The following is a 12163-nucleotide window of genomic DNA, read 5'->3' as shown; positions in this document are numbered from 1 at the left end:
ACTTTGAGGACAACGACAATGATTATCTACGGTGTGGCATTGCTGGCGATCTGCACGCTTGCGGGCGTGATCATGGGTGACATGCTCGGCGTGTTGCTGGGCGTCAAATCCAACGTGGGTGGCGTGGGGATCGCGATGATCCTGCTGATCTGCGCGCGATTGTGGATGCAAAAGCGCGGCGGCATGACCAAGGACTGCGAGATGGGCGTGGGTTTCTGGGGCGCCATGTACATCCCGGTGGTGGTGGCGATGGCGGCGCAGCAAAACGTAGTAACGGCGCTGCATGGCGGCCCGGTTGCAGTGCTCGCGGCCATTGGTTCGGTCGTGGTGTGTGGCTGCACCATCGCCTTGATCAGCCGCACCCACAAGGGCGAGCCCTTGCCGCCCGAAGAGCCGCTGATTCTCGTCGCGGGAGGTCGCTGATATGTGGGATCTCATTGAAAAAGGCTTGGAACATAACGGCCTGATTACCGCTTTTGCGTTCGTTGGCGTGGTGATGTGGATTTCCGTGGTGCTGTCCAAGCGCCTGACCTTCGGGCGCATTCATGGCTCGGCGATTGCCATCGTCATCGGCCTGGTTCTGGCCTGGGTCGGCGGCACCCTCACGGGTGGGCAAAAGGGCCTGGCGGACCTTGCGCTGTTTTCCGGGATCGGCCTGATGGGCGGTGCGATGTTGCGTGACTTCGCCATCGTCGCCACGGCGTTCGAAGTGCAAGCCACCGAGGCGCGCAAGGCCGGGATGATCGGCGTGATTGCACTGCTGCTGGGCACGATCCTGCCGTTTATCGTTGGCGCGAGCATGGCCTGGGCCTTTGGTTATCGCGATGCGATCAGCATGACCACTATCGGGGCTGGCGCTGTAACCTACATCGTCGGCCCCGTGACCGGCGCGGCGATTGGCGCGACCTCGGATGTGATGGCGCTGTCGATCGCAACGGGCTTGATCAAGGCAATACTGGTGATGGTTGGCACGCCGGTGGCGGCGCGCTGGATGGGCCTGGATAACCCGCGTTCGGCGATGGTGTTCGGTGGGTTGGCCGGCACCGTGAGTGGCGTGACGGCGGGCCTGGCGGCGACGGATCGGCGGCTGGTGCCGTATGGGGCGCTGACGGCGACGTTTCATACCGGGCTTGGGTGTTTGCTCGGGCCTTCGCTGTTGTACTTCATTGTGCGTGGGTTGGTGGGTTAGGTTTGCGGACTGTGGTGTTTGGTCGGGCGCAATCGGGGGCAAGCCCCCTCCCACATTTTGACCGCATTCTCAGGTTGGAACTCGGTCAAGTGTGGGAGGGGCGGTGCGACGATTCGACTTGCCCCCGATGGCATTCTCAAGCCTGGCGATTGGCATACATTCGACACTCCGCCAACAACGCCAGCAGGTTCGGGTCACGCTCCTTGGCCTTCAAGAACACCACGCCGATCTGCTGCTGCAACCGATACCTGGGTTGCAGCGGTATCAGCTTCACGCGGTTCTCATACACCGCTGCAATCCGCCCAGGCAGCAGCGCATAACCCACCCCCGAGCTGACCATGCTCAGCAAGGTAAAGATATCGTTCACCTGCATCGCCACCTTCGGTTCGAACCCCGCCTGCTTGAACACCCGGTTGCCGTCCTGATGGGTGGCGAAGCCCTGGGTGAGGGTGATAAAGGTGGCGTCACGCACGTCGGCCAGGTCGATTTCCTGATGACGGTCCAGGGGGGAATCGGCCGGTGTGGCAAGGAAGATGTCATCGCTGAACAGCGCGATCTGCTCGCAGTCCGGATCGTTGGCGTGATCGTCCAGGGAGATGAGGATCGCATCCACCTCCATGTTCTTGAGCTTGTAGAACAGGTCGAAATTGGAGCCCAGGATCAGGTCGATATTGAGTTCGCTGCGGCGGATCTTCAGGCCCATGATCAGTTGCGGCACGGTCTTGACCGTCAGCGAGTACAGCGAGCCGAGCTTGAAGCGTTCGGCGCAGAAGCCGGCGGCTTCGCGGGTCAGGCGCACTCCCTCGACCACATCGGCTATCAGCTTTTGCGCACGCTCTTCGAGCACGTAGGCGCTTTCCAGCGGGGTGAGGTTGCGCCCTTCATGTTTGAACAGCGGGCAGCGCAGGGCACTTTCCAGGGAGTGGATGGCGCGGTGCACGCTGACGTTGCTGGTTTGCAGTTCGGCGGCGGCGCGGGCCAGGTTGCCGGTGCGCATGAACGCCAGGAAGATTTCCAGCTTCTTGAGGGTGAACTCTTCGTCGATCAGCATGGCCGTGGGCTCTTGTTCGATTGCGCTCGATTGTGCCTGCAAACGCAGCCCTCGTCGCTGGAACGTCACACGCTGCTTGCACTCTTATGCGCAAGGCTGGAGGCTTGCCGCCAGTCGTCAACGATGAGGGGAGGTTAACGATAGATGTATCACGGGGAACGGTTCAACGCCTGGAGCCATTTGCTCGGTGCAGTCGCGGCGTGTATTGGCGCCGTGTGGATGTTGGTGGTGGCGAGCCTGGACGGCAGCCCCTGGAAGATCGTCAGCGTGGCGATTTATGGCTTTACCCTGATGGTGCTGTACAGCGCGTCGACCGTGTACCACAGCGTGCGGGGGCGGCGAAAAGAGATCATGCAAAAGGTCGATCACTTTTCGATCTACCTGTTGATCGCCGGCAGCTACACACCGTTTTGCCTGGTGACTCTGCGCGGGCCCTGGGGTTGGACGCTGTTCGGGATTGTGTGGGGGCTGGCGGTGATCGGCATCCTGCAAGAGATCAAGCCGCGCTCGGAGGCGCGGATTCTGTCCATCGTGATCTACGCGATAATGGGCTGGATCGTGCTGGTGGCGGTCAAACCGCTGATAGCGGCGCTGGGCACGGCCGGGTTTATCTGGTTGGCGTCGGGCGGTGTGTTGTACACCGTAGGCATTATCTTTTTTGCCCTGGAGGATCGCCTGCGCCATTCCCATGGGATCTGGCATTTGTTTGTGATTGGCGGCAGCCTGCTGCATTTTGTGGCGATCATGCATTACGTGCTTTGAATGTGGGAGGGGGCTTCGGTGGTATTAGAGACGTGCCAGTAGCTCACAGGCGCGACTGCCGAAGATCTGCAGCAGCTTGGCCAGCATATGCGGCGGTGGTTCATCGCCACGGGTCAGGGCGTAGAGGGTGATCGGCAGGGGTGGCGTGAGGGTGCGGATGCAGGTGGTTGCCGTCGATGCGCCGAGGGCGGTAAAGGGGTCAATGACCGTCAAACCGGCGCCTGACTCCACCATCGCCCGGGCCAGGGAATAGGTTTGCACCGAGAGGGTCACGCGTGGCGGTGGATCGACGTTCTCCAGGTAGCTGTCCAGCTTGGTCGCCAGCGGATCAGCACTGGACAGCCCGATCAATGGCGCGCCCGCCAGTTCGCTCAGCGGCAATGGCTGGTTGATTTCAGCCGCCGACCAATAGCCCTTGGACGCCAATGCAACCAGCACGCCATTGGCCAGCACCTGGGTGGTCAACCCAGGATGGCCGGAAAAGTTGAGGGTCAGCGCCAGGTCGATTTCGCGCATCAACAACTTCTGGACCAGCTCACGGCTATGGTCGCTGGACAGCTCGCAAGCCATGTCGGGGTATTCGCGCTTCCATTCCAGAATCGCCGGAGGCAGCAGCGACAAGGCCAACGCCGGAATCGCACCAATGCGCACGCTTTGCCCTGGGGCGCGGCGCAGGCTCTTGGCTAGACGCCTTACACCTTGCAAGCTCTCGGTGACTTTCTCGACCTCGCTTTCCAGTGCCAAGGCTTCCGGCGTGGGCTGCAATTTGCCGCGCACCCGCAGAAACAGCGCAAAGCCCAGCTGCAATTCGGCGTGCTGCAACACTTTGGTCACCGCTGGTTGCGAGACGTGCAGCAACTGCGCGGCAGCACTGATCGAGCCAGTCTGGCGAATGGCCTGGAAGATTTCGATATGACGCAAGCGCATGGCAAGTCCATAACCTTTGTTTATAGGTGACCCATCTTTATTCATTGTCGGTGGCCTGTCACCTGCGCCTACGCTTGGTCTTCAGTTAATCAACGGTCGGGGGCTGGGATGGCCAGGCAGGTTTGCATCATCGGTGGTGGGGTTATCGGCTTGGCCAGTGCTTATGCTTTGGTACGGGCTGGCCATGAGGTAACGGTGATCGACGCCCGCGATACCTTGGGCAGCGAAACCAGTTTCGCCAACGGTGGGCAGCTGTCCTATCGCTATGTTGCGCCATTGGCCGACGCGGGCGTGCCGCTGCAGGCGATTGGGTGGCTGTTGCGCGGCGACTCGCCGCTGAAGCTGCGCCCACGGCTTGACCTCCAGCAATGGCGCTGGATGGCCGCGTTCATCGGTGCCTGCCGGGGCTCGGTGAACAAGCGCAACGCTGCCCACTTGCTGCGGCTGGCGAGCCTGAGTCAAGGCACCTTGCAGCAATGGCGTGTCGATGATCGCCTGGACGGCTTCGACTGGCGGCGCAACGGCAAGCTGGTGACCTTTCGCAATGCCGAGACGTTTGAGCGTGCACGCGCCAACGTCACTGACATCCTGCAGCAGCAGGTCCTGTCGATGGCCGATTGCCAACGCCTGGAACCTTCGTTGGCGGTGCAGGGTTTTGTCGGAGGCATCTATACGCCCAGTGAAGAAGTTGCAGACTGCCATTCCTTTTGCCAACGCCTGGCTGCAAGGTTGGAAGCGTCCGGGCGTTGCACATTTTTGCTGGGGCGCAAGGTTACCGGGATTCGTCACGCCGACGGTGCGGTGCAGGCCATCGAGTTGGGCCATGAAGTGATGCCGGTCGACCAACTGGTATTGGCTGCCGGGCATCGCAGCGCCGAGTTGGCATTGCCGCGCTTGTCCCTGCCGCTGTATCCGCTCAAGGGCTACAGCCTGAGCGTGCCGATCGGCGCGCAGCACAAGGCGCCGAACGTGAGCATCACCGACTATGACCGCAAGATCGTTTACGCGCGCATTGGTGAGCAACTGCGGATCGCGGCCATGGTGGATATTGTCGGCTTTGATGCGCGTCTTGAGCCCAAGCGCCTGGCCTTGATAAAGCGTCAGGCGCTGGAAACGTTTCCTTTGGCCGGTGACTACGCCCATGCGGTCGAGTGGGCCGGTATGCGCCCGGCAACACCGACGGGCGTGCCGTTGATCGGTGCCAGCGCCTACCGCAATTTGTGGTTGAACCTGGGGCATGGCGCACTGGGCTTCACCCTGGCCTGCGGTAGCGGCCAACTGCTGGCCGAGTTGATCGATCAGCGTTCCCCTTCCATTGATATGCAGGGCCTGACGCCCCGCGCCGCTTGAGGATACCCCTGTAACGCGGCGTGATTGCGGTACGTAAATAACCTCAAAAACCAACGGAGAATAACAATGAAAAAGATCCTGTTGACCGGCTGCACCCTGGGGCTTTTGTTGGGGGCAAACGTCCATGCGGCCGAAACGCCTCTGGAGGGCACCTTGAGCAAGATCGCCAGCGCCAAGGCCATCACCCTGGGGTATCGCGATGCGTCGGTGCCGTTTTCTTACATTGGGGATAACAGTGGCAAGCCGATGGGCTACTCGGTGGATCTGGCGAGCAAGATTGTCGAGCGCATCCAGCAGAAAATCGGGGTGAGTGAGCTCAAGGTGAAGTACAACCTGGTGACGTCCCAAACCCGTATCCCGCTGGTGCAGAACGGCACCGTCGATCTGGAATGTGGCTCCACCGGCGTGACCGCCGAGCGGCAGAAGCAGGTAGCATTTTCCTACGGGTTCATCTACGTGAAGGGGCAGTTGCTAACGGCCAAGGACAGCGGGATCAAAGGCTTTGTCGACCTCAAGGGCAAGAACGTGGTGACCACTGCCGGCACCACCAATGAACGCTTTCTCAAAAGTTACAACGCTGAACACAAAGCCAATATGTTCGTGATTAGCGCCAAGGACCATGGCGAGGCTTTCAAGATGCTCGAGACCGGCCGTGCGGTCGCGTTCTATATGGATGATGCGTTGCTTTACGGCGAGCGCGCCAAGGCCAAGGACCCGCACCACTGGGTGGTGGTGGGCGAGGAGCAGTCGCGGGAGATCTACAGCTGCATGGTGCGCAAGGACGACCCGCAGTTTCTCGCCGTGGTCAACGAGACTTTGGGTGATCTGTACCGTTCGGGAGAGATCAACGGGATTTACCAGCGCTGGTTTGAACAGCCGATCCCGCCGAAGGGTCTGAACCTGGAATTCCCGATGACCAGCGAGTTGAAGGCGATCATTGCCAAGCCGGTGAGTGATCCGGTGGAGTGATCGCTCCGTTTAGAAATCACCCCAGAGTTGCTGGGCGACCGACAGCGCCACCACGGGCGCGGTTTCGGTACGTAATACCCGTGGCCCCAACCGCGCAGCATGGAAGCCAGCGCCTTGGGCGGTGTCGACTTCGCCGTCGGTCAAGCCACCTTCCGGCCCGATCAGAAACGCCAGGCTCGAAGGCTTCGCGTGACTGATCATCGGCTCGGCGACTGGGTGCAGCACCAGTTTCAGGTCGGCTTCAGTTTGCTTCAGCCAGTCGGCCAGCAACACCGGTGCGTGAATCACCGGCACCGTTGAACGCCCACACTGCTCGCACGCGCTGATGGCAACCTGACGCCAGTGCAGCAGGCGTTTGTCGGCGCGCTCATCCTTGAGGCGCACTTCGCAGCGCTCGCTGAAGATCGGTGTGATCGCATTGACGCCCAGTTCAGTGGCTTTCTGGATCGCCCAATCCATGCGCTCACCCCGGGACAGGCCCTGGCCGAGGTGGATGTGCAGCGGCGATTCATCTTGGCCGGCAAAGCTTCGCGTCAGTTGCACGGTGACGCGTTTTTTACCGACTTCCAGCAGCGTGCCACTAAACTCCTGGCCAGAGCCGTCGAACAGCTGCACGGCATCGCCTTCACCCATGCGCAACACACGGCTGATGTAGTGCGCCTGGGCTTCGGGAAGTTCGTGATCGCCGAGGCTCAGCGGGGTGTCGGTGAAAAAGCGGGACAGTCTCATTTCTGTTCTCTGAAGAGGTGTATGCAGGAGCGAGCTTGCTGTGGCAAGTCGGTTCTTACAGGGGTTGGTATCAACCCGGGTCACGAAAGCCTGGGTGAAAATCTTTCGGCACCGCCACACTGACGTTGCTGTTAGTGGCGATATCAATCCCCTCGCTGGCCACTTCGGCCAGGAAGTCGATCTGCTCCGGTGTAATCACATAGGGCGGCAGGAAATACACCACGCTGCCCAGTGGCCGCAACAGCGCGCCACGCTCCAGTGCGTGTTCGAATACCTTCAAGCCACGGCGTTCCTGCCACGGGTAGGCGGCCTTGGTGGCTTTGTCCTGCACCATCTCGATCGCCAGCACCATGCCCGTCTGGCGCACTTCCGCAACGTGAGGATGGTCCACCAGGTGCGCGGTGGCGGTCGCCATGCGCTGGGCCAGGGCCTTGTTGTTTTCGATCACGTTGTCTTCTTCAAAGATATCCAGCGTCGCCAAGGCTGCCGCGCACGCCAGCGGGTTGCCGGTGTAGCTGTGGGAGTGCAGGAAGGCGCGAAGGGTAGGGTAGTCGTCGTAGAAGGCACTGTAGACATCTTCGGTGGTGACCACGGCGGCCAGCGGCAAGTAGCCGCCGGTGAGGGCCTTGGACAGGCACAGGAAGTCCGGGCGGATGCCGGCCTGTTCACAGGCGAACATGCTGCCGGTGCGGCCGAAGCCCACGGCGATTTCGTCGTGGATCAAGTGCACGCCGTAGCGGTCGCAGGCCTCGCGCAGCAGCTTGAGGTACACCGGGTGGTACATCCTCATGCCGCCGGCGCCCTGGATCAGTGGCTCGACGATCACCGCGGCAACGGTATCGTGGTGGTCAGCCAGGGTCTGTTCCATGGCCAGGAACATGTTGCGCGAGTGTTCTTCCCAGCTCATGCCGTCGGGGCGCAGGTAGCAATCGGGGCTTGGCACTTTGATGGTGTCGAGCAGCAGCGCCTTGTAGGTCTCGGTAAACAACGGCACGTCGCCTACCGACATCGCGGCGATGGTTTCGCCGTGGTAGCTGTTGGTCAGGGTGACGAAGCGCTTCTTGTTCGGCAGGCCACGGTTGAGCCAGTAGTGAAAGCTCATCTTCAATGCGACTTCGATACAGGATGAGCCGTTATCGGCGTAGAAGCAGCGCGTCAGGCCTTCAGGCGTCATCTGCACGAGGCGCTCGGACAACTCGATCACTGGCTGGTGGCTGAAACCGGCGAGGATCACATGCTCCAACTGATCGACCTGGTCCTTGATGCGCTGGTTGATGCGCGGGTTGGCGTGGCCGAACACGTTGACCCACCAGGAGCTGACGGCGTCGAGGTAGCGTTTGCCTTCGAAGTCTTCCAGCCATACGCCTTCACCGCGCTTGATCGGAATCAGCGGCAGTTGCTGGTGGTCTTTCATCTGGGTGCAGGGATGCCACAGCACCGCGAGGTCGCGTTGCATCCACTGGTTGTTCAAGCCCATCGGTGATCTCCTCGAAGCGGTCCTGCGGCGCGCGCAGGCGAAACAATCGCGCAAGCCTATGCAATGGTGGCGAGTGTCACAAGCCATTGTGGGGCAATTGGCGGTAAATGCAGGACGGTCTGTCGCGTTTCTTGGGAATAGTCTTAATCCCTTGTTAATTTATGATACCTAGCCTCTTCATCGTATTTCTCGATATTTCAAAGCGAAATTTTCCGCTTTAATTCGATAGGTAAAACGCTAGTCTTGGGCACAGTTCTTACGGGATTAAGTACATGCAGCTACGCAATTCGCCGGCCCGCTATGGTTGGGTCAGCATGGTTTTGCACTGGGGCGTAGCCCTGGTGGTGTTCGGTTTATTCGCCCTGGGCTTGTGGATGGTCGGCCTCGACTACTACAGCGCCTGGCGCAAAGATGCGCCGGACCTGCACAAGAGCATTGGCATCACGCTGTTCGCGATCATGCTGGTACGTATCGTCTGGCGCCTGGTCAGCCCGCCGCCGCCACCGCTGGCCAGCTATAGCCGCCTGACGCGGATCGGTGCTGCATTTGGGCACGCTTTCCTGTATTTCGGGCTGTTTGCCGTGATGATTGCCGGTTACCTGATTTCCACCGCAGACGGTGTCGGTATCCCGGTGTTTGGTCTGTTTGAAATTCCTGCCGTGGTTTCCGGTCTACCGGACCAGGCAGACACAGCCGGTTGGGTGCATCTTTACCTGGCCTGGGTGTTGGTGGTCTTCGCCGGTTTGCATGGCGTGGCTGCATTGAAACACCACTTTATCGATCGTGATGCGACCCTGACACGAATGCTGGGGCGCAAAGCCTGATGTTCAACCTCGACTCACAAGGAATAGAAAGCATGTTGAAAAAAACACTCGCTGCGCTGGCAATCGGTTCTGCTCTGCTGTCCGCAGGTTCGGCGATGGCCGCTGACTACGTGATCGACAAGGAAGGCCAGCACGCCTTCGTCGATTTCAAGATCAGCCACCTGGGCTACAGCTACATTACCGGTACCTTCAAGGACCTGGACGGCAAGTTCAGCTTTGACGCCGCCAAGCCGGAAGACGCCAAGATTGAAGTTAACGTGCGTACTGCCAGCGTGTTCTCCAACCACGCCGAGCGCGACAAGCACGTCAACAGCAAGGACTTCCTGGAGTCGGGCAAATTCCCTGATGCCAAGTTCGTCTCCACCAGCGTCAAGCCAACTGGCAAAAATGCTGATGGCAAGCTGACCGCTGATGTGACCGGCGACCTGACCTTCCACGGTGTGACCAAGCCGATCCTGGTCAAAGCCACGTTCCTGGGCGAAGGCAAGGATCCATGGGGCGGCTACCGTGCCGGCTTTGAAGGCACCACCAACATCAGCCGCAAGGAATTCAACAAAGACGGTATGGACGTAGGTCCACAGTCTGACAACGTTCAGCTGTACATCACGTTTGAAGGTGTGAAAGCGAAGTAATTTTCGCCGCGCATAAAAAATGCCCTGCATCGAAAGATGCGGGGCATTTTTTTGGCTGACGATTCGTGTTGCCTAGCCGGGCCTCATCGCAGGCAAGCCAGCTCCCACAATTGAAATGCATTCCCTTGTGGGAGTGGGCTTGCCCGCGATGGCGTTGTAACAGTCAACGCCTATGGCTTTGGAACTCAGCGGTTGCGGGTCAGCAGCGCCGGTTTCTCACCACGAGGACGGCCTGGCAGTTGGTCCAACTGCTCGGGTGTCGGGAAGCGATCAGCTTTCGACTCCTTGTGGATGATCTTCGGCGCCGGGCCACCACGCGGGTTTTGCACCGCTGGCTCGGACAGGCGTGGCTGGTCGTCACGGGCCGGGCGGCGGTTGTTGCTGCGCGAATCTTCGCGACGGGCCTGGCCGTCACGCGGTGCACCGTTGCGCGGGCCGCTGCGCTTGGCAGGCGGAGTACCGGTGGTGCCGCCGCTGCTGTTGCGCGGGCCGTTCTGACGGCCACCCTGTGGCTGGCCGCCACGGGGAGCACCCGCACCGGCGCCTTGTGCCGGAGCACCTGGACGACGGCCACGGCCCTGGGCCGGTTTGGCCTGGGGCACGTAGTCGACGCGGTTACCGAAGTTATCCACATCGTCGTCGAGGAACTCGTCCGGGGCACGGTCAGCGGCGGCGCGTGGCGGCTGGCTCGGCTGGCGCTGTTCGCGGGCCGGGGTGCCTTCACGTGGCTTTTGCTCACGGGCCGGGCGTTCACCTCGGCTGCTGGTGGCGGACTTTTCCTTGCCCTTGTCCTTGCCTTTGTCGCGACGACCACCGCCACCACCGCCGCCGTTCGGGCCATCGCCCTTCGGACCGCGTGGGTTGCGCGGGTTACGCACATCCGGACGCTCGCGGGCTTCAGGTTTCTCGGCCTCCACGGCGCTGGCATCGAAGCCCATCAGGTCGCCGTCGGCGATTTTCTGCTTGGTCATGCGTTCGATGCTTTTCAGCAGTTTTTCTTCGTCCGGTGCGACCAGGGAAATGGCCTCGCCCGAACGACCGGCCCGGCCAGTACGACCGATACGGTGCACATAGTCTTCATCGACGTTCGGCAGTTCGAAGTTGACCACGTGTGGCAACTGGTCGATATCCAGGCCGCGGGCGGCGATATCGGTGGCGACCAGGATGCGCACAGTGCCGGCCTTGAAGTCGGCCAGGGCTTTGGTGCGCGCGTTCTGGCTCTTGTTACCGTGGATGGCGACAGCGGTGAGACCGTGCTTGTCCAGGTACTCGGCCAGGCGGTTGGCGCCGTGCTTGGTGCGGGTGAAGACCAGCACCTGTTCCCACGCGCCGTGGGTGATCAGGTGCGCCAGCAGCGAGCGCTTGTGGCTGGCGGCGAGGCGGAATACGCGTTGCTCGATACGCTCGACCGTGGTGTTCGGTGGCGTGACTTCGATGCGCTCCGGGTTGTGCAGCAGCTTGCCGGCCAGGGCCGTGATGTCCTGGGAGAACGTTGCCGAAAACAGCAGGTTCTGACGTTTGGCCGGCAGGCGTGCGAGGACCTTTTTCACGTCATGGACAAAGCCCATGTCGAGCATACGGTCGGCTTCGTCCAGCACGAGGATTTCCACGTGGGACAAGTCGACGCTGCCCTGGCCGCACAGGTCGAGCAAACGACCCGGGCAAGCGACCAGTACGTCAACGCCACGGGACATGGCCTGAACCTGTGGGTTCATGCCGACACCGCCGAAGATGCAGGCGCTGACGAACTTCAGGTCGCGGGCGTACAGCTTGAAGCTGTCATGGACCTGGGCTGCGAGTTCGCGGGTAGGGGTCAGGACCAGTACACGCGGTTGGCGCGGGCCGTGACGCTGGGATTTGTCCGGGTGACCGTTGGGGAACAACCGCTCCAGAATCGGGAGGGCGAAACCACCGGTTTTACCGGTACCTGTCTGAGCCGCGACCATCAGGTCGCGACCTTGCAACACGGCGGGAATGGCCCGCTGTTGCACCGGAGTAGGCTCGGTATAGCCCGCTGCCTCGATGGCGCGGACTAAAGCCTCGGAGAGACCGAGGGAAGCAAAGGACATGAGTAATCCTGTTTTAGTTAGGGCTTGGCCCAAAGGGATAATCTTGCCGGGCGTGAATGGCGCTTAGGGGAGCGCAATCCCGTCCGGTCCTGCTGTGTCTGGCGGGCACTCCACCGGCTCGCGCGGGCTGCAAAGCTGCGCAGTAGCTGGGTTGGGTGCCTTTTTCAAGACCCGAGCGGCCGGG

12 protein-coding genes are annotated in these 12163 nt (G+C 61.0%); 7 read left to right on the top strand and 5 right to left on the bottom strand.

Features of this window, described 5'->3' with window-relative positions:
* The first annotated feature begins 18 nt into the window (after positions 1–18).
* Together madL and madM are read left to right on the top strand one after the other, a co-directional pair.
* Entirely contained in the window at positions 19–423 is a 405-nt protein-coding gene (gene madL / locus IH404_RS26630; RefSeq protein WP_046069910.1) for a malonate transporter subunit MadL, read from the top strand.
* A 1-nt stretch (position 424) separates the two neighbouring features.
* Positions 425–1189: a malonate transporter subunit MadM gene (madM, locus tag IH404_RS26625; protein WP_046069909.1), complete on the top strand. Its 765-nt coding sequence runs from the start codon at positions 425–427 to the stop codon at positions 1187–1189.
* Positions 1190–1325: 136 nt separating this feature from the next.
* Here the strand turns inward: madM and IH404_RS26620 are convergent, their stop codons facing one another.
* Positions 1326–2240: a LysR substrate-binding domain-containing protein gene (locus IH404_RS26620; RefSeq protein ID WP_122735907.1), complete on the bottom strand. Its 915-nt coding sequence runs from the start codon at positions 2238–2240 to the stop codon at positions 1326–1328.
* Between the two features lie 144 nt (positions 2241–2384).
* Here IH404_RS26620 and IH404_RS26615 point away from each other — a divergent pair, with 144 nt between their 5' ends.
* Positions 2385–3002, top strand: a complete 618-nt coding sequence (locus IH404_RS26615; protein ID WP_122735908.1) for a hemolysin III family protein — start codon at positions 2385–2387, stop codon at positions 3000–3002.
* Between the two features lie 24 nt (positions 3003–3026).
* On the opposite strand, the gene IH404_RS26610 is transcribed toward IH404_RS26615, so the two are convergent.
* A complete protein-coding gene (locus IH404_RS26610; protein ID WP_194439472.1) occupies positions 3027–3929 on the bottom strand; it encodes a LysR family transcriptional regulator in 903 nt (300 codons plus the stop codon).
* Positions 3930–4037: 108 nt separating this feature from the next.
* Here IH404_RS26610 and IH404_RS26605 point away from each other — a divergent pair, with 108 nt between their 5' ends.
* Both IH404_RS26605 and IH404_RS26600 read left to right on the top strand, forming a co-directional pair.
* The gene (locus IH404_RS26605; protein WP_005792230.1) at positions 4038–5279 is read left to right on the top strand and encodes a D-amino acid dehydrogenase; all 1242 of its coding nucleotides are present in this window, start codon (positions 4038–4040) and stop codon (positions 5277–5279) included.
* A gap of 66 nt (positions 5280–5345) precedes the next feature.
* Positions 5346–6248: a transporter substrate-binding domain-containing protein gene (locus IH404_RS26600; RefSeq protein WP_005792229.1), complete on the top strand. Its 903-nt coding sequence runs from the start codon at positions 5346–5348 to the stop codon at positions 6246–6248.
* A 9-nt stretch (positions 6249–6257) separates the two neighbouring features.
* Here the strand turns inward: IH404_RS26600 and IH404_RS26595 are convergent, their stop codons facing one another.
* Together IH404_RS26595 and IH404_RS26590 are read right to left on the bottom strand one after the other, a co-directional pair.
* The gene (locus IH404_RS26595; RefSeq protein WP_005792227.1) at positions 6258–6977 is read right to left on the bottom strand and encodes a 16S rRNA (uracil(1498)-N(3))-methyltransferase; all 720 of its coding nucleotides are present in this window, start codon (positions 6975–6977) and stop codon (positions 6258–6260) included.
* Between the two features lie 70 nt (positions 6978–7047).
* Positions 7048–8454 (bottom strand): adenosylmethionine--8-amino-7-oxononanoate transaminase, encoded by a 1407-nt coding sequence (locus IH404_RS26590; protein ID WP_194439471.1) that lies wholly within the window; start codon positions 8452–8454, stop codon positions 7048–7050.
* Positions 8455–8726: 272 nt separating this feature from the next.
* Between IH404_RS26590 and IH404_RS26585 the strand changes: the two genes are divergently transcribed.
* Entirely contained in the window at positions 8727–9278 is a 552-nt protein-coding gene (locus IH404_RS26585; RefSeq protein WP_194439470.1) for a cytochrome b, read from the top strand.
* Between the two features lie 32 nt (positions 9279–9310).
* Positions 9311–9910 (top strand): YceI family protein, encoded by a 600-nt coding sequence (locus IH404_RS26580; RefSeq protein ID WP_014720298.1) that lies wholly within the window; start codon positions 9311–9313, stop codon positions 9908–9910.
* 185 nt (positions 9911–10095) lie between these two features.
* On the opposite strand, the gene IH404_RS26575 is transcribed toward IH404_RS26580, so the two are convergent.
* On the bottom strand, positions 10096–11979 hold the full coding sequence (locus IH404_RS26575) for a DEAD/DEAH box helicase (protein WP_005792223.1): 1884 nt from the start codon (positions 11977–11979) through the stop codon (positions 10096–10098).
* Positions 11980–12163 lie beyond the last annotated feature (184 nt).

This window comes from Pseudomonas sp. OST1909 (genome assembly GCF_015277575.1).
GTDB lineage: Bacteria > Pseudomonadota > Gammaproteobacteria > Pseudomonadales > Pseudomonadaceae > Aquipseudomonas > Aquipseudomonas synxantha_A.
Note: the sequence above shows the minus strand (reverse complement) of the source record. Positions and strands in the feature narration are given on the sequence as shown.